Origin of the sequence: uncultured Williamsia sp. (genome assembly GCF_947494875.1) — a bacterium.
Lineage (GTDB): Bacteria > Actinomycetota > Actinomycetes > Mycobacteriales > Mycobacteriaceae > Williamsia_A.
On record NZ_CANLWM010000009.1, the window covers coordinates 167,927 to 192,612 of the forward strand.

The 24,686-nt window shown below is 70.8% G+C and carries 24 protein-coding genes and 1 riboswitch; of the genes, 10 read left to right on the top strand and 14 right to left on the bottom strand.

Annotation, left to right across the window (positions count from 1 at the left end; translation table 11 throughout):
- The 6 genes from Q1A98_RS20335 to Q1A98_RS20360 all read right to left on the bottom strand — a co-directional run bounded on the left by Q1A98_RS20335 (nucleotide 1) and on the right by Q1A98_RS20360 (nucleotide 5,337).
- Complete coding sequence (locus tag Q1A98_RS20335) at nucleotides 1-423, bottom strand: SRPBCC family protein (RefSeq protein ID WP_299576857.1); 423 nt, start codon at nucleotides 421-423, stop codon at nucleotides 1-3.
- Between the two features lie 62 nt (nucleotides 424-485).
- Nucleotides 486-1,619 (bottom strand): glycosyltransferase family 4 protein, encoded by a 1,134-nt coding sequence (locus tag Q1A98_RS20340; protein ID WP_299576859.1) that lies wholly within the window; start codon nucleotides 1,617-1,619, stop codon nucleotides 486-488.
- A gap of 37 nt (nucleotides 1,620-1,656) precedes the next feature.
- Nucleotides 1,657-3,039 (bottom strand): hypothetical protein, encoded by a 1,383-nt coding sequence (locus Q1A98_RS20345; protein ID WP_299576861.1) that lies wholly within the window; start codon nucleotides 3,037-3,039, stop codon nucleotides 1,657-1,659.
- A 1-nt stretch (nucleotide 3,040) separates the two neighbouring features.
- Nucleotides 3,041-4,081, bottom strand: a complete 1,041-nt coding sequence (locus Q1A98_RS20350) for a C40 family peptidase (RefSeq protein WP_299577063.1) — start codon at nucleotides 4,079-4,081, stop codon at nucleotides 3,041-3,043.
- Between the two features lie 158 nt (nucleotides 4,082-4,239).
- Complete coding sequence (locus tag Q1A98_RS20355; RefSeq protein ID WP_299576862.1) at nucleotides 4,240-4,824, bottom strand: C40 family peptidase; 585 nt, start codon at nucleotides 4,822-4,824, stop codon at nucleotides 4,240-4,242.
- Between the two features lie 14 nt (nucleotides 4,825-4,838).
- Nucleotides 4,839-5,002: riboswitch (cyclic di-AMP (ydaO/yuaA leader) on the bottom strand.
- A gap of 122 nt (nucleotides 5,003-5,124) precedes the next feature.
- Nucleotides 5,125-5,337: a hypothetical protein gene (locus Q1A98_RS20360; protein ID WP_299576864.1), complete on the bottom strand. Its 213-nt coding sequence runs from the start codon at nucleotides 5,335-5,337 to the stop codon at nucleotides 5,125-5,127.
- Nucleotides 5,338-5,534: 197 nt separating this feature from the next.
- Between Q1A98_RS20360 and Q1A98_RS20365 the strand changes: the two genes are divergently transcribed.
- Nucleotides 5,535-7,364: a DEDD exonuclease domain-containing protein gene (locus Q1A98_RS20365; protein ID WP_299576866.1), complete on the top strand. Its 1,830-nt coding sequence runs from the start codon at nucleotides 5,535-5,537 to the stop codon at nucleotides 7,362-7,364.
- Nucleotides 7,361-7,636 (top strand): Lrp/AsnC ligand binding domain-containing protein, encoded by a 276-nt coding sequence (locus Q1A98_RS20370; RefSeq protein ID WP_299576868.1) that lies wholly within the window; start codon nucleotides 7,361-7,363, stop codon nucleotides 7,634-7,636. The genes Q1A98_RS20365 and Q1A98_RS20370 overlap by 4 nt, the downstream gene beginning before the upstream one ends.
- Before the next feature lie 19 nt (nucleotides 7,637-7,655).
- Here Q1A98_RS20370 and trpD read toward each other — a convergent pair whose 3' ends face one another.
- On the bottom strand, nucleotides 7,656-8,732 hold the full coding sequence (gene trpD, locus Q1A98_RS20375) for an anthranilate phosphoribosyltransferase (protein WP_299576870.1): 1,077 nt from the start codon (nucleotides 8,730-8,732) through the stop codon (nucleotides 7,656-7,658).
- 22 nt (nucleotides 8,733-8,754) lie between these two features.
- Nucleotides 8,755-9,228: a hypothetical protein gene (locus Q1A98_RS20380; RefSeq protein ID WP_299576872.1), complete on the bottom strand. Its 474-nt coding sequence runs from the start codon at nucleotides 9,226-9,228 to the stop codon at nucleotides 8,755-8,757.
- Nucleotides 9,229-9,309: 81 nt separating this feature from the next.
- On the opposite strand from Q1A98_RS20380, the gene Q1A98_RS20385 reads away from it, so the two are divergent.
- From Q1A98_RS20385 to Q1A98_RS20400, 4 genes are all read left to right on the top strand, one after another.
- Nucleotides 9,310-9,921, top strand: a complete 612-nt coding sequence (locus Q1A98_RS20385) for a heme-copper oxidase subunit III (protein ID WP_299576873.1) — start codon at nucleotides 9,310-9,312, stop codon at nucleotides 9,919-9,921.
- A gap of 64 nt (nucleotides 9,922-9,985) precedes the next feature.
- Nucleotides 9,986-10,897, top strand: coding sequence for a cytochrome c (locus Q1A98_RS20390; RefSeq protein ID WP_299576875.1), 912 nt, complete (start codon nucleotides 9,986-9,988; stop codon nucleotides 10,895-10,897).
- On the top strand, nucleotides 10,894-12,099 hold the full coding sequence (locus Q1A98_RS20395) for a ubiquinol-cytochrome c reductase iron-sulfur subunit (RefSeq protein WP_299576877.1): 1,206 nt from the start codon (nucleotides 10,894-10,896) through the stop codon (nucleotides 12,097-12,099). Before Q1A98_RS20390 ends, Q1A98_RS20395 begins: the two co-directional genes overlap by 4 nt.
- Nucleotides 12,096-13,721 carry a ubiquinol-cytochrome c reductase cytochrome b subunit gene (locus tag Q1A98_RS20400; protein WP_299576879.1) on the top strand — a complete coding sequence of 542 codons (1,626 nt, stop codon included), beginning with the start codon at nucleotides 12,096-12,098 and terminating at the stop codon, nucleotides 13,719-13,721. The genes Q1A98_RS20395 and Q1A98_RS20400 overlap by 4 nt, the downstream gene beginning before the upstream one ends.
- Nucleotides 13,722-14,159: 438 nt before the next feature.
- Here the strand turns inward: Q1A98_RS20400 and Q1A98_RS20405 are convergent, their stop codons facing one another.
- The 3 genes from Q1A98_RS20405 to Q1A98_RS20415 all read right to left on the bottom strand — a co-directional run bounded on the left by Q1A98_RS20405 (nucleotide 14,160) and on the right by Q1A98_RS20415 (nucleotide 16,290).
- Nucleotides 14,160-14,639: a GNAT family N-acetyltransferase gene (locus tag Q1A98_RS20405; protein ID WP_299576881.1), complete on the bottom strand. Its 480-nt coding sequence runs from the start codon at nucleotides 14,637-14,639 to the stop codon at nucleotides 14,160-14,162.
- Between the two features lie 98 nt (nucleotides 14,640-14,737).
- Nucleotides 14,738-15,154: a cytochrome c oxidase subunit 4 gene (locus tag Q1A98_RS20410; protein ID WP_299576883.1), complete on the bottom strand. Its 417-nt coding sequence runs from the start codon at nucleotides 15,152-15,154 to the stop codon at nucleotides 14,738-14,740.
- Nucleotides 15,151-16,290: a cytochrome c oxidase subunit II gene (locus tag Q1A98_RS20415; RefSeq protein WP_299576885.1), complete on the bottom strand. Its 1,140-nt coding sequence runs from the start codon at nucleotides 16,288-16,290 to the stop codon at nucleotides 15,151-15,153. Before Q1A98_RS20415 ends, Q1A98_RS20410 begins: the two co-directional genes overlap by 4 nt.
- A 223-nt stretch (nucleotides 16,291-16,513) precedes the next feature.
- Between Q1A98_RS20415 and asnB the strand changes: the two genes are divergently transcribed.
- Nucleotides 16,514-18,442, top strand: coding sequence for an asparagine synthase (glutamine-hydrolyzing) (gene asnB / locus Q1A98_RS20420; RefSeq protein WP_299576887.1), 1,929 nt, complete (start codon nucleotides 16,514-16,516; stop codon nucleotides 18,440-18,442).
- A gap of 19 nt (nucleotides 18,443-18,461) precedes the next feature.
- Here the strand turns inward: asnB and Q1A98_RS20425 are convergent, their stop codons facing one another.
- From Q1A98_RS20425 to Q1A98_RS20435, 3 genes are all read right to left on the bottom strand, one after another.
- Nucleotides 18,462-19,436: a carbohydrate kinase family protein gene (locus Q1A98_RS20425; RefSeq protein WP_299576889.1), complete on the bottom strand. Its 975-nt coding sequence runs from the start codon at nucleotides 19,434-19,436 to the stop codon at nucleotides 18,462-18,464.
- 127 nt (nucleotides 19,437-19,563) lie between these two features.
- Nucleotides 19,564-19,938, bottom strand: coding sequence for an iron-sulfur cluster assembly accessory protein (locus Q1A98_RS20430; RefSeq protein WP_253656135.1), 375 nt, complete (start codon nucleotides 19,936-19,938; stop codon nucleotides 19,564-19,566).
- Between the two features lie 190 nt (nucleotides 19,939-20,128).
- Entirely contained in the window at nucleotides 20,129-21,253 is a 1,125-nt protein-coding gene (locus tag Q1A98_RS20435) for a glycerate kinase (RefSeq protein WP_299576891.1), read from the bottom strand.
- A 91-nt stretch (nucleotides 21,254-21,344) separates the two neighbouring features.
- Between Q1A98_RS20435 and Q1A98_RS20440 the strand changes: the two genes are divergently transcribed.
- Genes Q1A98_RS20440 through Q1A98_RS20450 form a run of 3 tightly spaced genes read left to right on the top strand, consistent with a single transcriptional unit; the run spans nucleotide 21,345 to nucleotide 24,575 of the window.
- A complete protein-coding gene (locus tag Q1A98_RS20440) occupies nucleotides 21,345-22,028 on the top strand; it encodes a DUF3043 domain-containing protein (RefSeq protein ID WP_299576893.1) in 684 nt (227 codons plus the stop codon).
- 4 nt (nucleotides 22,029-22,032) lie between these two features.
- The gene (cobT, locus tag Q1A98_RS20445) at nucleotides 22,033-23,793 is read left to right on the top strand and encodes a nicotinate-nucleotide--dimethylbenzimidazole phosphoribosyltransferase (RefSeq protein ID WP_299576895.1); all 1,761 of its coding nucleotides are present in this window, start codon (nucleotides 22,033-22,035) and stop codon (nucleotides 23,791-23,793) included.
- Between the two features lie 2 nt (nucleotides 23,794-23,795).
- Entirely contained in the window at nucleotides 23,796-24,575 is a 780-nt protein-coding gene (locus Q1A98_RS20450) for an adenosylcobinamide-GDP ribazoletransferase (RefSeq protein WP_299576897.1), read from the top strand.
- The last annotated feature ends 111 nt before the right edge of the window (nucleotides 24,576-24,686 follow it).

Sequence of the window (24,686 nt, forward strand, 5' to 3'; positions counted from 1 at the left end):
TCACACGCCTCCTGTCGTCGCCGCGGCGTCCGCCCCGTCGGCCCGTGCGACCCCGGCCGCGGGGTCACCCGCGGCTCTGCCCGCCTCCAGTCGCCGCTTCACCTCGGTGGACATCCGACGCCCGGCGACGCGGCGCCGGTGGTTCTCCGCGCCCGGCCGACCTCTCTCGTCGGCGGCCGGCTCGGCATGGAGGAAGTAGTGCAGGACGAAGCCGTCGAGCAGCGGTTGACACCAGATCTCCATGGTGCCGGTGAGGGCTCCCCCCACACGCCACCGCACGCCCTGCTCGGCACGGTCCTCGACCACCTCGAGCCGCAGGTCGGGCCACCAGCGGGACCAGCGACGGAGGTCTCCGACGACGGCGGCGACCGAGCCGGGCGACGCGGCCACGAAGGTCTCGTCGGCCACCTGGACGCTGTTCACCGGTCTAGCTTCACATACCCCGTCGCCGGTCCCGACCCCACCGTGGCGCGCGGCGGTCACCGTCACCTCGGCCCTCCCGCCAGCAGTCGACGCATGCGGTCGGCGATGCCGTCCCATTCCCACGACCCGGTCGCCCAGTCACGCCCGGCGCGGCCCATCCGCGCGGCCCGACCCCGGTCGGCGAGCAGTTCCCCGACCGCCGCGGCCACCGCGGACGGGTCCCGACCGTCGACCACATGGCCGGTGCGCCCGTCGACGACGGTCTCCGGTGCACCCCCGGACTGCCCGGCGACGACGGGGACGCCGCTGGCGGACGCCTCGAGGTAGACGATGCCGAGCCCCTCGACGTCGAGCCCACCTCCCCGGGTCCGTGCCGGCATCGCGAAGACGTCGGCCGCCGCGTGGTAGGCGGGGACGTCGGCGACGTCGACCGACCCGGTCAGCACGATCCGGTCCCGCGCCGGTGACGCGGACCGACGGCGCTCGAGGGCGTCCCGGTGGGGCCCGCCGCCGACGAGGAGGAGGCGCGCGTCGGGCTCGCGGCGCAGCACCTCGTCGAACCCGTCGATGAGGACGTCCTGTCCCTTGCGGGGAACCAGGCGCGACAGACACAGCACGACCGGCGCGTCACCGAGGCCGTGACGGTCCCGGATCCGCGCGCGGGCGACGTCGTCGGGGGCGAAGCGGGTGGTGTCGACACCGGGCGGCACGTGCTCCAACGCCGCCCGGGCACCGAACGCCGAGGCGAAGCGACCCCGGGTGTACCGGCTGACGAAGGTGACGACGTCGGTGTGGGTCCCGATGTGCCGCAGCGTCTGTCGCGCCGCCGGGAGCATCGACCACCCGACCTCGTGCCCGTGGGTGCTCGCGACGACCCGCCGCGCGCCGGCCCGTCGGACCACCGGCGCCAGCACCGCGAGAGGCGCGGCGGCACCGAACCACACGGTCTCGATCTCGTGACGGGCGACGAGGTCGGCCGCACGGCGGGCGACCCCGGGTGTCGGCAGCATCAATCCCGTGGGGTGCCGGTGGACCCGATACGACGCACGCGCGTCGAAGGCGGCGTCGTCGCGCCACCGTGGCGCGTAGACGACCACCTCGTCGGACGGCAACCGGTCGACGATGTTCTGCAGATAGGACTGGATGCCGCCCGGGCGCGGCGGGTAGTCGTTGGTGACCAGCAGGGTGCGGGGCATCACGCCCACCCGGGGCGGGAGCCGGCGACCGGACCGGTCATCGCGTGACGGCCGCCGTCAGCCAGGCGCGCCAGCGGTCGATCACCGCGTCACCGGGTGCGCCGAGCGTCGCGGACATGGCGTCGGACTGCGCCTGGGCGGTGCTCGGACCACCGGCAAGTCGGAGGTAGAGCGCGCGAAGACGCTGTGGCGAATAGGACTCCGCGGCGAACGCCGCGAACGACCACGCGGTCTGATAGGCGACCCGGGCGTCGGGTCCCGCGACGTCGAAGGCGGCGTCGTCGGGCAGAGCGGTCGGGACCTGGCCGGCACGGACGCGATCGGCGAGGTCGGGCGCCGCGTCGGCGAGGACCCGATACGTCCCCCGACGGCCGACGTACTCCGCGACACCCTCGGTGAGCCACTTCGGCGCGCTGTCGGAGGTCCGCGGCCGGGCGGCGACGTGGGTGAGCTCATGGCGGAGGACGACGTCGAGCGCGGGTCCGGGGAGGTCGGTGATCGCGCCCGGCGTGAACACGACGCGCTGGCCCAGTGCGCTTGAACCGGTGTCGTCCCCGGACACGGTGGCGGCGGCGGCGGACGCGGTGTCGCCCTGGGTACGGGCCAGACCCGCGAAGGCGGATGTGGAGTCGGTCGCGATCACGACCGCCCGACGCGGCCACTGTCCACCCCAGAAGGCGGTGACGGCGCCGACCGCTCCCGGCAACGCCGCCCGGATCCGATCGCCGAGACCCCGGCTGCCCGGGTAGTCCAGGACGACCGAGGTGCCGCCGCCCGTCGACACGCGCTGCGCGCGGACGTCGGGGAAGTCCCAGAACTGCGGTCGCACGGTGCCCGTCCCGAGCAGGGGGCCGGCGTCACCGACCACGGTCCAGCGGTCGTCGTAGCGGGCCATCACCATCGGACGCAGCACGGTCGTCGGCGCCTGGTCCACTCCGGCGAACTGGTACCGCAGGGCCACGGGGACCACCCACGAGTCGGAGCTGCCCTGGGTGTCGAGACGCTGCTGCAGCGCCGCCGGGACGGGCATTTCCCCCAGCTGACCACTGTCGCCGAGCTGCCCGGAGGCGTCGCCGTCGCCGGTGTCGCGCTGGACGCGGTAGTCGAGGGTGCCGATGCCCACGGCCGCGAAGGCCTGCGCCGTCCGAGCGATCGATGCGCGGAAGTCGGGTGTGGCGGCGGGGTCGACCAGCGCGGTCGCCGCGGACACGTCCCCGCTGCGTTCGGCCCGGGCGAGTGCACCGAGCGTGGCCAGGACACCCTGCTCCCGGTCGGCCTCGTAGACGTTCTGCGACGAGGACGACGCCCCCGTGGGGCCCGGGGCGTCGGAACCGCACGCCGCCACTCCGACAGCACAGACCGTGACGACGACTGCGGCCACGACGCGCGCGCGGATGCCGGTTCCGATCGGGCGGCGCACCTCAGTAGCGCCGGGCGGCCTTGTAGGGCCCCGCGTCGTCGATCGGGACCACCTTGACCGGGACCCCGAACGTCGAGGCGTGCACCACGTATCCGTCACCCACGTACATCCCGACGTGGCTCGCGTCGTCGTAGTAGATGATCAGGTCGCCGGGGCGCAGGTCCTTGCGGTCGACCGGTGTACCGCCCGACAGCTGCGCCTCGCTCGACCGCGGCAGAGTCTCCCCCGCCTGCTTGTAGGCCCACACCATGAGGCCCGAGCAGTCGAACTGCGCGGGACCGGTGGCGCCCCACACGTACGGGTCCCCGATCCGTGTGAGCGCGGCCTGGACGGCGACGACCCAGCGAGCGGTGCCCTTCGGGATCAGCGCCGGGTCGAAGGTGATGTCCGGCCCACGCAACGCCGCGAGCTGCTTGCCGGTGAGTGACTCGTACACGGCCTTGACCTGCGCGATGTTCAGCTGCAGATCACTCTGCTTCGCCTGTAGCCCCGCGCGGGTGGCGTCGACCGCGGCGACCGCTTTCGCCGCGGTGTCGCGTGCCTGCTGTGCGGAGGCCTTCGCCTCGACGGCGTCCGCCGAGGCCGCCCGGTAGGCCCGGACGTCGGCCGCGGTCTGACGCGAGAGCATCTCCAGACCGGACATCTGATCGAGCAGCGACTGTGGCGAGTCCGACACCAGCACCGCGTAGAGACGATTCACCCGGGCGCCGCGATAGGAGGCGCGCACCAGGGTGTCGACGCGCGACTGCAGAGCGTCGAGCCGACCCGACAACGCGGCGAGCTGCTTGTCCGCTGCGGCCACGGCGGCGTCGGCGGCGCGGACCTCCGCCTGGCGTCGGTCGAGGTCGATCTGCGCGTTGTGCATCGCCTCGGACGCCTTCTCGGCGTCACGGCCCAGCGAGGTGTAGCGGGCGAGGAGCTGATCGGGGTTGCGCGTCACCGGGTCGGCTCCGACAGGTCCGGCCGAGCACAGCACGACGACACCGACGATCAGGGTCGCGATGCACGAGACGACGCCGCGCGCGACACGCTCTCCCACCATCACGAGTACTGGTTCACCTTCGAATCCGTTCGTCCCCCGGCAGACGCGCCGGGGCCGACTCGCGACCGTACCCCTCGGGCGTCCCGGGGAACGATACGGCCACCACCACGTCCGTGATCACGCTTCTCCCGAACCACGGCCACCGCACACCAGGTCGGTCAGTACCGCCGTGCCGCGTAGAAATCGATGCTCTTCAGGCTGGCCTTCGACACCGGCACACCCTCGGTCAGCGAGTGCACGATCGTGCCGTTGCCGATGTAGATGCCGGCGTGCGAACCGCCGTTCATGATGATGACGTCGCCGGGCTCGAGATCCTTCTCCGCGACCGGGGTGCCGCCCCCGAGCTGGCCGTAGCTGTCGCGGGGGATGGTCTTGCCGGCCTGCTTGTAGGACCAGTAGACGAGGCCGGAGCAGTCGAACGCGCTCGGACCCGCCGCGCCGTAGACATACGGCGACCCGATCCGGGTGACGGCCGCGGACGCGGCGCGCTGGCCGATCGCGCGGGTCGGCGCGAGGTTCGGGGCGGTACCCGGGCCCTTCGGCTTCGCCTTGAACTGCGGCGGGATCTGGTTCTCGGTCACACCGGGGATCTCGAAGGTGCCGATGCCCGGCACGGTGATCGGCGCCGCGAGGGCGGGACCCGCTCCGGTCGCCACGGCGCCCAGGGTGATCGTGCCGGCGAGAACTGCTCCTCGCGCGGTCTTCAGACCGGTGTTCGTGCTCTGTGCGCGGTGTTTCGCCACGTACGCGTTCTCCTCGGTTCTTCCTCGACCGCCGACCGGGTTAGCTGTCGGATTCGGGCCGGAAGAATGGCCCTACGCGCTGCCCGCCATGGCTGTCGGACGCCGCGATTCACCCCGAGTCGGACTCGCGTCCGTCAATGGTGGTTCCCCGGTTCACCCCGTGGGGCGATTGAGCGGTGGCCCGGCGGTCCGGCTCGGTGTGAGACAGGGTGCCCGCCAGGTCTCGGAAAGGTTACGAAACCGTACGTCGATCTGTCCACCGCGACACACGACCATGTGGACAGATCGCGGAGCGCTGCGTCAGCCGGCCCTTCGGGACGCGAGATCCGTTACCCGCGAACGCTTCTCGGTCACGATGCGGGACCGTCGGGCGGACGGCGGGGCGAGGCCCGCCTCCACCAGCACCTCGATCGCGGCACGGATGTCGTCGACCTCGCCGATGGTCGGGTCGACGCCACCGTCGAGGTCGTCGTCGCTGATCACCGTGCCGCGCACCGGGATCAGGACACTCATGATGCAGCCGTCACAGGCCCGGCCGCGGCCGGGGCAGGTGGCACAGTCGATCCGCATTGTGATCTCCGTCTCAGTCGGGAACTCGGACGTCGGCCTCGGGAGGCGGCTCGACGTCGCTCGTCGGGGACGCTAGACACCCCCACCGACAGACTCGCTGCGCGTCGGCGATGTCCGACGGTCGAACTAGCGTTCGCCTCATGCGTCACGCAGACCACACGAGTCCGTCGACAGCGCCGATCGCGGTGCAGCTCACGCTCGACGCCGAGGTACCGCTCATCGCCGAGACGTTCGTGATCGTCGACCTCGAGACGACAGGCGGCAGCCCCGGACGTGACCGCATCACGGAGATCGGCGCGGTGAAGGTGCGTGGAGGCGAGGTGCTGGGCGAGTTCGCGACACTCGTCGACCCCGGGTGCGCGATCCCGCCGCACATCGTGCGACTGACGGGCATCACCGAGGCGATGGCCTACGCGGCTCCACCGATCGAGGAGGTGCTGCCGGCTTTCCTCGAGTTCGCCCGCGACGCGGTGATCGTCGCGCACAACGCCCGGTTCGACACCGGGTTCCTCCGGGCCGCCGCCGTCGCCACAGGTCACACGTTCGCCGCCCGACGCGTCCTGTGCACGGTCAAGCTCGCCCGGCGTGTGCTGACGAAGGACGAGGCCCCGACGGTCAAGCTGTCGGCGCTCGCGCGTCTGTTCGCCGTCTCGACGACGCCCACCCACCGGGCACTCGACGACGCGCGGGCGACGGTCGAGGTGATGCACGCGCTGTTCGAGCGGGTCGGCAACCTCGGGGTCGGCACCTTCCGTGAACTCGTCGACTTCCTCCCCGGGATCCCCGCGGCCCACCGGGCGAAGCGGTCGATGGTCGCGGGGCTGCCCACCCGACCGGGTGTCTACCTCTTCCGCGGCCCCTCCGAGGAGGTCCTCTACGTCGGGACCGCCACCGATCTGCGACGTCGCGCCGGGCAGTACTTCACCGGGGCGGAGACACGCACCCGCATGCGCGAGATGATCGCGCTGGCCACCCGGGTCGACCACGTCGAGTGCGCCCACCGCCTCGAGGCCGGCGTGCGGGAACTCCGTCTGCTCTCCGCCCACCGACCGGCCTACAACCGCCGCTCGAAGACCCCGCACGTCGGATGGTGGGTGACGCTCACCGACGAGCCCTTCCCGCGACTCGCCGTCACCCGGACACCCCGCGCCGTGGCCGTCGGACCGATCCGGTCCCGGGCCGACGCCCGGGACGTCGCCGACCTGATCGCCGGCTGCTGCGGTCTGCGGACCTGTCGACACCGGATCGCGGCCTCCCGCCGACACGAGTGCGCCACGACCGCCGACGGCCGGATCCCGGTCGGGGGGTGTCAGGCCGCCGGTGTCCCGACCGACGTCGAGCAGTACCGACCCGCGGTGGACCGCGCGCGAGACCTCATCACCGGCGTCGACGACGCCCCGCTGCGCGCGGTGCTCACCCGCATCGACCACCTCGCGGGCGTCGAGATGTTCGAGACCGCCGCGCGCGTCCGCGATCGCCTCGCCCTGACCCTGGGGGCGCTGGAGCGGTGCCAGCGTCTCGCGTCGTTGTGCGCGGTGGCCGAGATCGTCGCCGCCCGGTCCGACGGCGCGGGCGGCTGGCACCTCGCGGTGATACGCCACGGCCGGTTGGCCGCTGCCGGGGTCGCCGGCCTCGGAGTCCCGCCGGTGCCCGTGGCGGAAGCCCTCTGCGCCTCTGCGGAGACCGTCGTCCCCGAGGTCGGCCCGCTCGGCGGGGCGCCGTCGGAGGAGGTGGCGCTCGTCTACCGGTGGTTGACCGAGTCCGGTGTCCGGATCGTCTGCGGCACAGCAGGTCTCGCGTTGCCGGCCAGGAGTGCTGCGCGATGGTCGGGATGGCGGGACACCGTCGCGGTGGCCCGCGACCGCGCCCGCGAGCTCCGCGGCGCCGACGAGGCCGTCCGCGACGCGAGCGGCACCCCGGCTCCGCTCACGCCGACGCCGGCCCCACGCCGCCTAGAGTTGACCGGGTGATCACGGCCATCGTCCTCATCTCCGCCGACGTCCACGCCATCGACGAGACGGCTCAGGCGGTCGCCGACGTCGACGGTGTCCGCGAGGTGTTCTCGTGCGCCGGCGACGTCGACCTGATCGCGATCGTCGCCGTGCGCGACCACGAACGCGTCGCCGCCGTCGTCACCGGCACCATCAACAAGCTGCCCGGCGTGCGCCACACGGCCACACACATCGCGTTCAAGGCCTACTCCAGCGCCGACGTCGACGCGGGGTTCGCGATCGGCGAGTGACGCCGCGGGCGGTGTGGGCTCAGGCCCGGAACGCCGCCCACCGCTCGAGCAGCGCCGCCGCCGAGCCGTCGTCCACCGCGGTCGCGGCACGCGTGATCGCGGCACCGAGTCGCTCCTCCAGGTCCGCCAGGGGGTCGCCGGTGTCGAGGGAGGTCCCCGCGAGCGCCAGATCGTGCGCGACGGACGCACCCGCCGCGTTCAGCAGCACGGCGTCGCGGACCGGGCCGCGATCGCCGGCGAACACCGACCGTGCGACCGCCGCGTTCACGTCGGCGTCGCCGCCCCGCAGGGCGCCGGGATCGCAGAACTCGATGCCGAGGCGCCGGGGGTCGAGGTGCAGTTCGACGACGTCCCCGGCCGCGGCCACCCATGTCGTCGACGTCGTGGTGACGGTCAACTCGTCGAGGCCGTCGTCGCCGCGGGCCACGATGACGCTGTCGCCGCGGTCGGCGAACGCCTGGGCGACCACCGGCGCGAGGTCGTCGAACGCGCAGCCGACGAGTCCGGCGCCGGGACGCGCCGGGTTGGTCAGCGGCCCGAGGACGTTGAACACCGTCGGGATGCCCAGTTCCTTGCGCGGCGCCGACGCGTAGCGCAGCGCAGGGTGGAACACCGGCGCGAAACAGAAGCCGATCCCGACCTCCGCGACACAGCGCGCGACGCCGGCCGCGTCGAGGGTGATGTCGACGCCGAGGCTCTCGAGGACGTCGGCCCCGCCGCTGCGCGAGGTCTGGGCACGGTTGCCGTGCTTGACGACGGGGATTCCCATCGCGGCGACGATCACCGACGCCATCGTGGAGATGTTGACGGTGTGGGCACGATCACCACCGGTGCCGACGATGTCGACCGCCAGCCCCTCGACGGGCACCTCCACCGAGTGCGCGAGCATCTCGGCGGCGAACGCGGTCAGCTCCGTCGGCGCGGGCCCCTTGATCTTGACCGCGATGCCGAACGCGGCGATCTGCGCCGACGTCGCGGCGTCGGACATGATCTCGTTCATGGCCCACCGCGCGTCGGTCGGCGACAGGTCCTGTCGCTGCGCGAGCGTGCCGAGGACGGCCGGCCAACTCGTGGCGGCGCTCTGCGCGGTGCTCATGGCACGTCAGCGTAGGCGGGGGTCACCGGGGCGGTCGTTGCCGTACCTGCCAGCCCAGGACGGTCCCCTCGTGCCGCGCGCCGAGCCCGGCCATCCGCGACCGCTCCTGCGAGAGGTGCAGCGCGTCGAGCAACTGGGGACGGGCCAATGCGACAATCACCGAGTCCTCCGAGACCGCGTCGCGGACGACGTCGGGGACGTCATGGGGCTCGACACGCCGATACTCGTCCTGCGCCGCCGTCGACTCCACCTCACCCTCCCGGCTTGCCGGTACAGCGATGAGATGCGTCACCACCACCTCGTCGGACTCGCGCCACGACGAGTCGGCGAGAACCGTCGAACTCGCGGCGGCGTCGTCGAAACTCTGCGCGACCAGCACGAGTGCGGAGTCGTCGACCTCGGTCTCCGCACCGCCGGCACCCCGCCCGGTCAGACGGCCCAGCACCCGCCGCACGGTCCCGTTGCGGACGGGTCTGCCGTTGAGGTCTCGGGTCATGACCAGCGCTCCTGACACATCGGCGACATTTTCGGTGACCCAGGTGGTCACGGGATACTACGAACCGTCATACTTCAGTCTGTGACTAGCGTTGCAGGGACCCAGGGCACAGCCATCACCTCGAGGGTGCACTCGCTGAACCGCCCGAACATGGTCAGCGTCGGCACGATCGTCTGGCTGTCCAGTGAGTTGATGTTCTTCGCGGGCCTGTTCGCGATGTACTTCGTGGCCCGCGCCAACTCGGGTGGCAACTGGCCGCCGGAGCCCACGAAGCTGAACCTCTTCCTGGCGATCCCCGTCACCACCGTCCTGGTGTTGTCGTCGGTGACCTGCCAGATGGGCGTCTTCGCCGCCGAACGCGGTGACGTGTTCGGCCTGCGCCGCTGGTACATCCTCACCTTCGTCATGGGCGCGTTCTTCGTCGCCGGCCAGGGTTACGAGTACTTCCACCTCGTGGAGGAGGGCACCACCCTCTCCTCGAGCGCCTACGGCTCGGTCTTCTACATGGCGACCGGTTTCCACGGCCTGCACGTCATCGGCGGTCTCGTCGCGTTCATCTTCCTGCTCATCCGCACGAAGTTGAGCAAGTTCACGCCCGCCCAGGCCACCGCGGCGATCGTCGTCTCGTACTACTGGCACTTCGTCGACATCGTCTGGATCGGCCTCTTCGCCACCATCTACTTCATCCGGTGATCGCGGTCCGCACAGCCACGGTCCGCGTCACCCGCTCCATTCGTCACGACCAGAGAGAGCAGAGATGAGTTCTTCTCACCCGCCCGAGCAGACCGACGGGACCACCCCGTCGCGGACGCGGGCGACCGACGCCAAACGGGCGAAGGCTCGTCGCAAGCTCCGCCGCCGGGCCAGCGGTGCGCTGCTGCTGCTCGCGGGACTCGTCGTCGCGGGCGGCCTCGCCACGGCGATCACACCGACGCCCCAGGTCGCCACGGCCGACGTGCAGACGAACGCCGCCCTCATCCAGGACGGCAAGAAGCTCTACGAGACCGCCTGCATCACGTGCCACGGCCGGAACCTCGACGGCGTCCAGGACCGCGGTCCGTCGCTCGTCGGTGTCGGCGACGCCTCGGTCTACTTCCAGGTGTCCTCCGGGCGCATGCCCGCCGTCCGCGGTGAGGCCCAGGCGGCACGGAAGCCACCGAAGTTCACCGAGTCCCAGGTCGACCAGCTCGGTGCGTACATCCAGTCGATCGGTGGCGGCCCGACGGTCGTCTACGAGAAGAACCCCGACGGCACCGTTAAGATGGAGAACGGCTACCCCGTCAAGGCGCAGGGATCGTTGCGCGGCAACGACGTCGGCCTCGGCAGTGAGCTCTTCCGCCTCAACTGTGCGTCCTGCCACAACTTCACCGGTCGTGGTGGCGCGCTCTCGTCGGGCAAGTACGCCCCGAACCTCGACCCGGCCAACGAGCAGCAGATCTACACCGCCATGCTCAGCGGCCCCCAGAACATGCCGAAGTTCTCCGATCGCCAGCTCACGCCGGACGAGAAGAAGGACATCATCGGCTACATCAAGTACGCAACCACGACCAACCCGCAGGGTGGGTACGCACTCGGCGGCTTCGGTCCCGTGTCCGAGGGCATGGCCATGTGGGTCATCGGCGTGATCGCCGTGGTCGCTGCCGCGATGTGGATTGGATCCCGTTCATGAGCGACGAGACGACGACACCGGAGAACCCGGAGGGCACCAACCACCCTCCGACGTTCACCAAGGACCAGCTCGACACGATGAGCAACGACGAGCTCGTCAAACTGGGTACGAACCTGGACGGCGTCGAGATCATCCACCGCCGTGAGCGTTTCCCGACCCCGGGGACGAAGGCGGAGAAGCGCGCCGAGCGGTCGGTGGCCTTCTGGTTCGCCCTCGCCGGCATCTCGGCGCTGGCCTGCTTCGTGATCTTCGCGTTCAACCACTGGCAGTTCGTCCTCCCCGAGGGCAAGAACTACCTGCTGTACACGCTCAACACACCGCTGCTGGGCATCACCTTCGGCCTGTCGATCCTCGCGGTCGGCATCGGACTGGTGCAGTACACGAAGAAGTTCATCCCCGAGGAGATCTCGGTGCAGGACCGCCACGACGGCGGTTCGACCGACGTCGACCGGGCGACCACCTCGGCCCTGCTGTCGAACGCCGGCACCACGTCGACGATCGGTCGTCGCAAGATGATCATCGGCTCGGCCGCGTTCGGACTCGGCGCGTTCGCCTTCACCGGCGTCGTCGCGCTGCTGGGCGGCATCGTGAAGAACCCGTGGGCCAAGGGCAAGGACTCCGATCTCTGGCACACCGGGTGGTCGCCGATCTACAACGACCCGAAAAGCCCGAACGAGACGGTGTTCCTCCGTCGCGACACCGGTGACCCGTCGCAGGTCGTCCTGGTCCGTCCCGAGGACCTCGACGCCGGCGGCATGGAGACCGTCTTCCCGTGGCGTCTGTCCGACGGCTTCGGTGAGACCGAGGAGTCGCGCGAGAAGCTCAACCAGGGCCTCAAGGCTGTCCGCAACCCTGTGATGCTCATCCGACTCCGCCCCTCCGACACCGCGAAGGTGATCAAGCGTCAGGGGCAGGAGAGCTTCAACTACGGCGACTACTTCGCCTACACCAAGGTCTGCTCCCACCTGGGGTGCCCGTGCTCGCTCTACGAGCAGCAGACCAACCGCATCCTCTGCCCGTGCCACCAGAGCCAGTTCGACGCACTGGAATTCGCGAAGCCGATCTTCGGCCCCGCTGCCCGGGCACTGGCACAACTCCCGATCACGGTGAACAATCAGGGATACATGGTCGCGGCGGGCGATTACATCGAGCCGGTCGGACCTGCATTCTGGGAACGCGGCCAAGGAAAGGACAGGCCATGAGTGCCATCGCGGACCGCGCGGCAGCACAGGCGAACGAGGTCGACTCGCGATACCACGTCGCAGCGGGCCTGCGTCGGCAGATCAACAAGGTCTTCCCGACGCACTGGTCGTTCCTGCTCGGTGAGATCGCGCTCTACAGCTTCGTAATCCTGCTCATCTCGGGCGTCTACCTCACGCTGTTCTTCGATCCGTCGATGGCCGAGGTCGTCTACCACGGGTCGTACCAGCCCCTGAACGGCGTCCCGATGAGCAAGGCGTACGCGACGGCGCTCGACATCTCGTTCGACGTCCGCGGCGGGCTCTTCGTGCGACAGCTCCACCACTGGGCCGCACTTCTCTTCGCCGCCGCGATCATCGTGCACATGGCGCGCATCTTCTTCACCGGTGCGTTCCGTCGTCCGCGCGAGGCGAACTGGGTCATCGGCTGCCTGCTGCTGATGCTGGCCATGTTCGAGGGCTTCTTCGGTTACTCGCTCCCCGACGACCTGCTCTCCGGCACCGGCGTCCGCGCGGCCATGTCCGGCATCGTCCTGGGCATCCCGGTCGTCGGGACGTGGCTGCACTGGGCACTGTTCGGCGGGGACTTCCCCGGTGAGATCATCATCCCGCGCCTGTACATCCTTCACGTGCTGCTGTTCCCGGGCATCATCCTGGCCCTGATCGGCGCCCACCTGGCGCTGGTCTGGTACCAGAAGCACACGCAGTTCCCCGGCCCGGGTCGCACCGAGAAGAACGTCGTCGGCGTGCGGATCCTCCCGGTGTTCGCGGTCAAGTCCGGTGCGTTCTTCGCCGTGACGTTCGGTGTGCTGGCCATCATGGCCGGTGTCCTGCAGATCAACCCGATCTGGACCATCGGCCCGTACAACCCGGCCCACGTCTCCGCCGGCTCCCAGCCGGACATCTACATGATGTGGACGGACGGTCTGGCACGACTGATGCCTGCCTGGGAGATCTACTTCGGCAACAGGTACATGATCCCGGCGATCTTCTGGGTGGTCGCGATCATCGGCGTGGTGGTCGTCGCGATGATGGCCTACCCGTGGATCGAGAAGAAGCTGACCGGTGACGACGCGCACCACAATCTGCTGCAGCGTCCGCGGGACGTCCCGGTGCGCACGGGCATCGGCGCGATGGCTCTGTCCTTCTACGCGGTCCTCACGCTCTCGTGCATGAACGACATCATCGCGCTGAAGTTCCACATCTCGCTGAACGCGACGACGTGGATGGGCCGCATCGGACTGATCGTCGTGCCGCCGCTGGCGTACTACATCGCGTATCGATGGGCACTCGCCCTGCAGCGCAGTGACCGTGCGGTGCTCGAGCACGGCATCGAGACCGGCATCATCAAGCGGATGCCGCGCGGTGAGTACATCGAGGTGCACCAGCCGCTCGGCCCGGTCGACAGCCATGGACACCCGATCCCGCTCCCCTACGAGGGTGCGGCGCTGCCGAAGCGCATGAACAAGCTCGGTTCGGCGGGTTCGCCGGGTACCGGTTCGCTGATGGTGGCCGATCCGCTGGAGGAGCAGAAGCTCAACCGCGAGATCGAGCACGAGAACCATCGTGCCGAGCACGAGGCCCTCTCGAACCTGCAGTCGAAGGGCGGGCGGATGCTCGAGTGACCTGACGGTCACCGAACGACACCGGAGGCGGCGGATCCACACGGATCCGCCGCCTTCGTCGTCTGCACTCTCTGTGCCGCACACCAGGTCTCGTGACCACTCCCCTCCCCCACCCGACACACCTGACCCCACGCCATTCGTCGGACATCTGGAGCCACTCGTTGGGCACGCGGAGCCACTCGTCGGCCACCAGAAGCCGTTCGTTGGGCAGTAGGAACCGTTCGTTGGGCAGTAGGAACCGTTTGTGGGGCACGCGGAGCCACTCGTCGGCCACCAGAAGCCGCTCCATCGGTCGATGCCGGACGTCGACGAGACCACCGACGAACATGTGACCAACTGGGCATCGCCAACCGCCCAACGAACGGTTCCTGGCGCCCAACGAACGGTTCCTGGCGCCCAACGAACGGCTGCTGGTGCGCGACGGGCGGGAGTGGGTGACTACCAGGGGTCGCCAGGGCGGTCGTCGACGACGAGGACGGCGGTGTCGTCGGCCGCTCGGGACAGCAGGTGTGCGTCCCCGATCACCATCACGGCCCCGCGGTCGTCGGGGGTCCCTCGTATGGAGCCGTCGGTCACCCGGACCGACAGCTCCCCCGCCCACGTCGTCCACCCCATGCCCGCGTAGAGGGGCGCGCCGGCGTCGGTGGCCGCGAGAGCCCCCAGATCGTACGAGGCGAGGAGGTCAGCGATCTCCCGCATCAGGGTCACCCCCACGCCTCGACGGCGGGCAGAGGCCGCGACGGCCACCGCCTCGACGTAGCCGCACGAGCGTTCGTCGCCGTCGAACCACACCCGGCGCGGTACGACGGCCGCGTGTCCGACGAGGACTCCGTCGACCTCGGCCAGGACGTGCACGCCGCCGAGGGCGTGATCCCAGTCGTCGTCGGTGAAGTCACCGTCGAACGCGTCGTCCAGCACCGACCGCAGCCGTGCCCGCAGATCGTCGCCCAGCTCGGCACTCCGGAGACGACGAAGGGCAGGTGCCGTGGCACCTGCCCTTCGTGAAGCGTCTGCGCTCAGTGCTTCTCGGGTCCGACGTGGTACTCCATGACCAGGCCACCGACCGTCGCGATGATCGCCACGGCGCCGACGGCGACGAGCCAGAAGTTGGTCGTGGCCATCGCGACACCGATCAGCGCGGCGCTCGCGGCCATGGCGATCGGCCACCAGCTGCCGGGGCTGAAGAAGCCCAGTTCGCCTGCGCCGTCCTCGACCTCGGCCTCCTCGTAGTCCTCCGGGCGGATGTCGACGCGGCGGGCGACGAACCGGAAGTAGGTGCCGATGATCAGGGTCAGACCACCGGTCATCACCATGCCGGTGACGCCGACCCACTCAACGTTCTTGCTCGACAGACCCGAGGAGATGCCGTAGATGATCGAGGCACCGAAGAAGAAGACGGTCAAGACCTCGAAGAGCCGGGCTTCGATCTTCACGATTGCGCTCCTACCGTGCAGCCGGGGATGGCGGTGTTCGACGAGGACCCACCGGTGGCGACGGCCTCGGCGGTCCCGTTGGTCGCGCGACGGGTGTCGAACGGACGTGTCGTCACCGACACCGGCGTCTCACAGATGCTCTGCAGCGCCTGCGCGTTGGTGGCGTTCGGGTTCGCAGCGCGGTAGGCGATGTACCGATCGAAGTTCTCCTTCGACACGGCGCGGACCTCGAAGTTCATCATCGAGTGGTACGTGCCGCACATCTCGGCACAGCGCCCGACGAACGCGCCGGTCTTGTCGATGGAACTGACCTGCCACCGGTTGTCGGTGTGGTTCTGCTTCGGGAACGGGAACACGTCGCGCTTGAAGAGGAACTCCGGCACCCAGAACGAGTGGATGACGTCGGCCGAGGCCTGCTCGAACTCGATCCGCTCGCCCACCGGCAGGACGAGAACCGGGATCTCGGCGGACGTGCCGACGGTCTCGATCCGGTCGAACTTGAGGTAGTTGCGGATGTCGTCGTCACGACCGTTGGCGGGGCCGGGGATCTCCTCGCCCTCCTTGTTGAGCTCCTTCTGCTGGAGCTCGTAGGGGCTGCCGTCACGCAGGAAACCGTTGTAGGTGGTGCCGTCGGCCATCTGCACCGTCCGGTAGCCGAACTTCCAGTTCCACTGGAACGCGGTGATGTCGACGACGACCTTGGGATCGGACTTCTTCGTCTCGACGCCGTTCTGCACGATGATCGTGAAGTAGAAGAGCACCGCGATGATGACGAACGGGATCGCCGTGTAGGTCAGCTCCAGAGGCACGTTGTAGGCGGTCTGACGCGGGAACTCGTCCTCCGCGGTCGCCGGCGAGTTCCGCTTGCGACGGTGGAACGTGATCGTCCAGAACGTCAGCCCCCAGACGATGATGCCCATCACGAGCGCCGCGATCACCGACCACGTCCACAGGTGCCGCATGTCCTCGGCCTCGGGGGTGATGCCCTCGGGCCACCCGAACCGCATCGCCTCCTGAGCGGAGCACCCCGACATCAGCAGGGCGGTCAGCCCGAGCGCGACGACGGCCCCGATCTGCTTGAACCGGCGGCGGCCCGAGGCGTTCGCCTGCCGGGACCGATCTCCGTGAGTCACCATCCACGCCTTCCGCATGTGAAACCACCACTGCCGTGGGCAGACGCCACCCGTCGCCGGGGACGCGCCACCCATGTACTACGCAGCGTAGACCAACCTGGGCCGCGTTTCGTGATCGGGGTTTGACGCGCCCGCGGGAGTCGAGAGCCCCCGTCGCCGTGGGGCATACTCGACGACCGGCGGCGGTCGGACGACGCAGCCTGACGACGAATCGGAGGACGCGCCGATGTGTGGCCTGGTGGGTCTGCTGACGAGCGACGGGTCCGGCGCGACACCCCGCGACGAGTTCTCCGCCGCCGTGCACTGCATGCGCCATCGCGGCCCGGACGAGCCCGGCGGCACCTGGAGCGACGACGACGTCGTCGTCGGCTTCAACAGGCTGTCCTTCATCGACATCGAGCACTCCCACCAGCCCCTGCGGTGGGGTCCGCCGGAGTCGCCCGAGCGGTACGCGCTGGTCTACAACGGCGAGGTCTACAACTACCTCGAGCTGCGCGAGCAGTTGCAGCGGGACGAGGGCGCGGTGTTCCGCACCGAGGGCGACGGCGAGGCCGTCGTCGCCGCGTTCCACCACTGGGGTCCCGACAGTGTCGCCCGCCTACGGGGCATGTTCGCGTTCGCGATCTGGGACACCGAGGCCCGCAGCCTCTTCCTCGCGCGGGACCCGTTCGGCATCAAGCCGCTGTTCCTGGCGACCGGCCCGGGTGGGACGGTGTTCGCGAGCGAGAAGAAGAGCGTCCTGGACCTCCTCGAGACGGTCGGGCTGGGCACCGACCTCGACCTGCGGGCCGTCGAGCACTACACGGTGCTGCAGTACGTGCCGGAGCCCGAGACGCTGCACCGCGACATCACCCGCCTGGAGTCGGGGTGCCACGCCACGGTCACGCCGGGCGGCTCGCCGAGCATCCACCGCTACTTCACCCCGCAGTTCGTCGCGAGTCCGACGCCGGCCGCCGGGCCGCAGGGCTGGTACGACGAGATCGCCGACGTGCTCTCGGACTCCGTCGCCAAGCACATGCGCGCCGACGTGACCGTCGGGTCGTTCCTGTCCGGCGGCATCGACTCGACGGCCATCGCCGCCCTCGCGATCCGGCACAACCCGGACCTCATCACCTTCACCACCGGTTTCGAACGCGAGGGCTACTCCGAGGTCGACGTCGCCGCGGAGTCCGCCGCGGCGATCGGCGCCCGGCACGTCGTCAAGGTCGTCAGCCCGGCCGAGTTCGCCGCGTCGATCCCCGAGATCGTCTGGTACCTCGACGATCCCGTCGCCGACCCTGCGCTCGTCCCGCTCTACTTCGTGGCCAAGGAGGCCCGCAAACACGTCAAGGTGGTGCTGTCCGGGGAGGGCGCCGACGAGCTCTTCGGCGGTTACACGATCTACAAGGAGCCGCTCTCGCTCGCCCCGTTCGACAAGCTGCCGGGCGGTCTTCGTCGGGCCGCAGGCCGGCTGTCGGAGCGGATCCCCGAGGGGACGCGGGGCAAGAGCCTGCTGCATCGGGGGTCGATGACCCTCGAGGAGCGCTACTACGGCAACGCCCGCAGCTTCGACGACGCCCGGTTGCGCGCGGTCCTGAAGACCTACCGCCCCGAGTGGACCCACACCGACGTCACCGCCGACATCTACGCCACCACGGCGGGCTGGGACCCGGTGGCGCGCATGCAGCACATCGACCTGTTCACCTGGCTGCGCGGCGACATCCTCGTCAAGGCCGACAAGATGACCATGGCGAACTCACTGGAACTGCGGGTGCCCTTCCTCGACCCCGAGGTGTTCGACGTGGCCCGCCGGCTGCCGACCGAGGAGAAGATCTCCCACGGCACCACCAAGTACGCGCTGCGGCGGGCGCTCGAACAGATCGTCCCGGCGCACGTGCTGCACCGCAAGAAGTTGGGTTTCCCCGTCCCGCTGCGACACTGGCTCGCCGGGACCGAACTCCACGACTGGGCGCGCGAGACGATCGCGGCGTCGGGCGCGGGCCACATCGTCGATCTCGCCGCCGTCGGCCGGATGCTCGACGAGCACCGCGCGGGCACCGTCGACAACAGTCGTCGCCTGTGGACCGTGCTGGTGTTCCTGGTGTGGCACGGCATCTTCGTCGAGGGCTCGATCGTCCCCGACATCGCCGACCACACCTACCCCGTACGGCTGTAGCCGCACGGGGCGGGGAGGGTCAGGGGACGATCGCGCCGATCTCCTGCGCGGCGTCGGCGCCGTAGGTCTCCTCGAGGCGGGCGAGGGCGGTCTCCCGGTTCCACGTCCAGTCCTGCGGGGCGACGGTCTCGAGCACGGACGTCGCGATGAGCGCGCCGAGCTGCGCGCTGCGCTCGAACGACAGGCCCTTCTGCTGCGCGAAGAGGAACCCCGCACGGAAGCCGTCGCCGACACCCGTCGGGTCGACCTTCTCGGTGGCCGGGACGACGTCGACGTGGACGGTCTGGCCGTCCTTGCCGACGATGTCCGCGCCGTCGCCGCCGAGCGTCGTGACGCGGGTGGTGACCATCCCGGCGATCTCGTCGGCGCTCAGGCCCGTCTTCTTCTGCAGCAGGCCCCACTCGTACTCGTTGGTGAGCAGGTACTCCGCGCCGTCGATCAGGGTGCGGATCTGGTCACCGTCGAGCAGCGCGAGCTGCTGGGACGGGTCGGCCGCGAACGGGATGCCCAGGTCGCGGCAGGACTGGCTGTGCTGGGTCATGGCGACGGGGTCGTCGGCACCGATGAGCACCAGGTCGGGCTGTCCGTACTCGTCGGCGAGGTCGGACAGGGAGATCTGTCGCGCGTCGGCCATGGCGCCGACGTAGAAGCTGGCCAACTGGGCCATGTCGTCGTCGGTGGTGCACATGAAGCGCGCGGTGTGCTTGGACGTCGAGGTGCGCACACCGCTGCAGTCGACACCGTTGGAGGTGAGCCACTCGCGGTAGTCGTCGAAGTCGGCGCCGACCGCACCGACCAGCATCGGCGACGCGCCGAGCAGACCGAGGCCGTAGGAGATGTTGCCGGCCACGCCGCCCCGCCGGACGACGAGGTCCTCGACCAGGAAGCTGAGGGAGATGTGGTGCAGGTGCTCGGCGAGGAGCTGCTCGCTGAACTTGCCCTTGAACCGCATCAGATGGTCGGTCGCGATCGAGCCGCAGATGGCGATGGCCACGGTGGGGGAACCCTTTCGTCGGGATCGGTCGACCGCTCACGCTACTGCAACGACCGTGGCCCCCACCGTCACGGTGGGGGCCACGGTCGTGAACCCTGGGACCCGTCACAGACGGGCCCTCGTCAGATCAGTTGAACGAGTCGCCGCAGGCGCAGCTGCCGGTCGCGTTCGGGTTGTCGATGGTGAAGCCCTGCTTCTCGATGGTGTCGACGAAGTCGATCGAGGCGCCCTGCACGTACGGGGCGCTCATGCGGTCCACAGCCAGCTTCACGCCGCCGAAGTCGGCGGTGAGGTCACCGTCGAGGGAGCGGTCGTCGAAGAAGAGCTGGTAGCGCAGGCCGGCGCAGCCACCGGGCTGGACGGCGATGCGCAGGGCGAGGTCGTCGCGACCCTCCTGGTCGAGCAGGGCCTTCGCCTTGCCGGCCGCGGCGTCGGTCAGGATGACGCCGGTCGCGGGGGCGGTGGTCTCGGTGTCGGCGGTGACCTGGTTGTCGACGGTCATGCGTTCTCCTCGTGTTCTCGTGGCCCGCGATGTGCTCGCGGTCCGACGATCTCTCGTCGTGTCGACGTGCATGCTTCTTCGGCGGTGTCGCGTCGATCAGGTGCCTGAGAGGACAACGGTACTCCTGTCGGCGCTGTTCCCGCCCATCGCGGGGCACGACCCGCAGGGGCGGTGCACCGCGTCACCGGGCTCATCGGCTCCAGTCACGGGCCATGGGTTCGACGAGGTCGGCGAGCAGCGGTCCGGCCTGGTCCATCGCGTGCTGGAGCGACTCGGCGATGTCGACGACGGCGCGCGCGGTGACGATCCCCGCCGCGTCGAGTGAGGCGGCGTCGAGCTGCACCTGCCCGGCCACCACCGCGGTCGGGACCTGCCGGTCCGCGGCCAGGCGGGCGACGGCCGCGACGACCTTGCCGGTCAGCGTCTGCGTGTCCACGCGCCCCTCCCCCGTGATCACCACATCCGCCCGGGACACGAGACCCTCCAGACCGATGGCGTCGGCGACGACCCGCGCGCCGGACACCCGTCGGCCACCGAGCGCGAGCAGGCCGACGCCCAGTCCGCCGGCGGCCCCGGCACCGGGCTCGTCCCGCCAGGATCGGCCGGTCGCCCGGGTCAGCGCATCGTCCCACTCGCGGAGCCGTCCCTCGAGTGTGTCCACCGTCGCCGGATCGGCACCCTTCTGTGGCCCGAACACCGCCGCCGCCCCGCTCGGGCCGAGCAACGGGCTCTCCACGTCCGAGGCGACGACCACCTCGACGTCGGCGAGGAGGTCGCGAGCCAGCGCGATCCACCTCTGCCGGTCCGCGTCGTCGGACGCACCGGCCGGGTCCTCGTCGGCTGCGGGCGGTGGGTGACCGGCCAGGGCCGCGACCATCCCGGCGCCGCCGTCGGTGCTCGACGACCCGCCGAGACCCACGACGACGCGCCCGGCCCCGGCGGCCAGCGCAGCCGCGACGAGCTCCCCGACGCCCCAGGTGGATGCGGTGACAGCGGTGTGCGGGGTGGGTGTGCCGACCAGGTGCAGGCCGCAGGCCTGCGCGCACTCGACGTAGGCGATCGGCGTGGGCCCCGACTCGTCGAGCAGCCACCGGGCGTCGACGGGGCTCCCGAGCGGACCACGGACGGTGGTGACGACCACGCGACCGGTCCGCGTCGCCAGCACGTCCACGAACCCCGGACCGCCGTCGGACTGCGGTGCGCACACGACCTCGTCGTCGGGGCGGGCGCGCAGCCATCCGCGCGCGACGGCGTCGGCCGCCTCGACCGCGGTCAGGGTGTCGCCGAACGAGTCGGGCGCGACGAGGACCCGCATGGGCGAAGTATAGGAACGCATCGGCCCCCGTGGTGGGTCGGACACGACGGCCCACCCCATGCCGGTCGCGCGGTCGAATATCCTGGCGGGCGTGAAGTTGCCCTGGAAGAACGAGACCCCCGCCGAGGCCGGTGAGGCGACCTCGTCGTCCGCGCGTGCGGCGGCCGATGCGAGCGCCGACGGGACCACCGCGACCGCCACGCGCACCACGCAGGGCAAGGGGCGGCCGACGCCGAAGCGACGTGAGGCGGAGGCCCGTCGTCGTGGGCCGGTCACCCCGGCGCCGACGACCCGGGCCGAGGCCCGTGCGCGCCGCAAGGAGCTCAAGGGTCCCCGCAAGAGCCGCGCCGAACGCAAGGTCGACGGCGAGAGCCGCAAGAACGCCCGCGCCGAGCAGCGCCAGAAGATGATGGACGGCGACGAGCGCTACCTGATGCCCCGCGACAAGGGTCCGGTGCGCAAGTACGTGCGCGACGTCGTCGACTCCCGGCGCAACTTCGCAGGCCTGTTCATGCCGTTCGCGATCCTGCTGATCGTGGTCATGTTCCTGCCCGCGATCGCCGTCTACGCGACGCTGCTGATGCTGGTGTTCGCCGTGTTCCTGGTCATCGACGGCGTCATCCTCGGCCGCCTGGTGAACAAGCGTGTGCGGGAACGGTTCCCGGACTCCACCGACGGCGGGTTCGCGCTGGGCTGGTACTCGTTCAGCCGGTCCATGCAGATGCGCTTCATGCGCGCCCCCCGCCCGCAGGTGAAGCCCGGCGACGCGGTCTAGGGGCGTGCGCACGCTGGTTCTGGGCGGTATCCGCTCGGGCAAATCCGCGCTGGCCGAGGACCTCGTCCGCGAGTCGGGCCCGGCCGTCCGCTACGTCGCCACCGCGAGTCTGCCGCCGACCGGTGACCCCGACTTCGCCGCCCGCATCGACGCGCACCGGAGTCGTCGGCCGTCGGCGTGGTCGGTCGTCGAGGACGACGAGGTCGCCGCGGTGCTGCGCGACGACCCCGACTCCGTCACCCTCGTCGACGACCTCGGCAACTGGGTCTCGTCGCATCTCGACCGTCTCGGCGCGTGGGAGAACCCCGACGTCGACCTGACCGACCACATCGCCGACCTCGCCGCCGCCGTCGCCGCCCACCGCGGCGATCTGGTTCTGGTGTCCCCGGAGGTCGGGCTGTCGCTGGTGGCGTCGGTGCCCTCCGGGCGACGGTTCCAGGACGACCTCGGCCGCGTGAACACCGCAGTGGCCGCCGTCTGCGATCGCGTGCTGCTGGTCGTCGCCGGTCGTGTCCTCGAACTCGACGACCCGGGTCTCGTCGAGCACCGCGCCCCGGTCGCCCGTGAGGTGACGCCCGCCCCGGTCGCGGCGCCCGTCCCCGCGGCGGCGCCCGTGGAGGCCGACGCAGTCCCGACCACGGCGCCGACCGCGGCGCCGACGCGGCCGCTCACCCCGTCGACGGGGGCGCACAGCGGCGCCCCCGACGAGTTCGACGTCGTCGCGTCACCCGACGCGGATGTCGCCGAGAGTGCCCGTGCCCGTCAGCGCTCGCTGACCAAGCCCGAGGGATCGCTGGGTCGCCTGGAGGAGCTGTCGATCTGGGCGGCGTCGTGCCAGGGCGTGTGCCCGCCCGCACCCTTCGCCGATCCGGTGGTCGTCGTGTTCGCCGGCGACCACGGTGTGGCGCGGGCCGGGGTCTCGGCCTACCCGCCCGAGGTGACCGCGCAGATGGTCGCCAACATCGCCGCCGGGGGTGCTGCGGTGTCGGTGCTCGCGCAGCGGATGGGTGCGCGAGTGATCGTCGAGGACATCGCCGTCGACGCCGACACCGATCCCACCCTCGCCGGGCACAAGGTCTGTCGCGGCAGCGGCGACCTCCGCGTCGAGGACGCACTGACGGCCGACCAGGCGCGCACCGCCCTCGCCGCGGGACGGGCGATCGCCGACGACCTCATCGACTCCGGCGTGGACCTGCTGATCGCCGGTGACCTCGGCATCGGCAACACGACGCCCGCGGCCGTGCTCGTCGGGACGCTCACCGGTACCGAGCCCGTCGTGGTGGTCGGGCGCGGCACGGGCATCGACGACCACGGCTGGATCCGCAAGACCGCGGCCATCCGCGACGGAATGCGGCGGGCGCGGAAGGTGTCGCGATCGCCGGTGGACCTGCTCGCCGCGGTCGCCGGTGCGGACATCGCGGCGATGGCCGGGTTCCTCGCGCAGGCCGCGCTGCGGCGCACACCGGTGATCCTCGACGGCGTCGTCGTCACCGCGGCCGCGCTGGTCGCCGAGGATCTCGCGCCGGGTGCCACGCGATGGTGGCTCGCCGGCCACCGGTCCGCGGAACCCGCCCACGCGATCGCGTTGCGTCAACTCGACCTCGAGCCGGTCGTCGAGTTCGGCATGCGGCTCGGCGAGGGCAGCGGCGCACTCACGGCGCTGCCGATCCTGCAGGCCGCGGTCGCGACCCTCGCCTCGATGGCCACCTTCGACGACGCGGGCGTGTCCACCCGCGACGAGGTCGACGCGACCGAGCCGGTGTGACGATGGCCGCCGCCGAGCGGTCGCCCCGTCGCCCGACGCCCATCCGCGCCGTGGCGCTGGCGTTCTCGTGGCTCACCGTGCTGCCGCTACCCCAGCCACGGTTCACCATCGACCGCACGGCGGGAGGTTCGGCGATCGCCGCCGCGCCCGTCGTCGGCATCCTGCTCGGCGCCGCCACGGCCGGCCTCGCGGTCGGCCTGTCGCAGACCGGACTCCCCGCGGCGGCGGTCGGATTCCTCGCGGTGGGGTTCCTCGCGGTGATCACCCGCGGCATGCACGTCGACGGTCTGGCCGACACCGCCGACGGGCTCGGCAGCATGCGACCGCCCGAGGCCGCACGGGAGATCATGCGGTCGGGACCGGTCGGTCCCTTCGGTGCGGCGACGCTCGTCGTCGTCCTGGCGCTGCAGGCCATGCTGATCGGGTCGCTCGCCGACGAGGGACGCTGGGTCGCGATCGTCGTGGCGGTCACGGTGGGACGGGTCGCGGTGGTGGTGGCCTGTCAGCGGTCGATCCCGGCCGCGGTCGACGGATTCGGCGCGATCGTCGGTGCGACGCAACGACTGTCGGTGCTCGCCTGGGTGGTCCTCGCCGTCGTCGCGGCGGTCGGCGCAGACCAGGACCGGCGGTGGCAGGGGCCGGTCGTGATCGTCGTCGTGCTGATCGGTGCCGCGCTGTGGGCGCGTCACTGCGCCCGCCGGCTCGGCGGGGTCGGCGGCGACGTCCTCGGCGCGACCGTCGAACTCACCACGGCCGCAGCGCTCGTCGGCCTGGCCCTGTAGTCGGGCGGCCACCCGCCCACTCGACGTCCCCAACCGCCCACTCGACGTCTCCGGCCGCCCACTCGACGTCTCCGGCCGCCCACTCGACGTCTCCGGGCGCCCACTCGACGG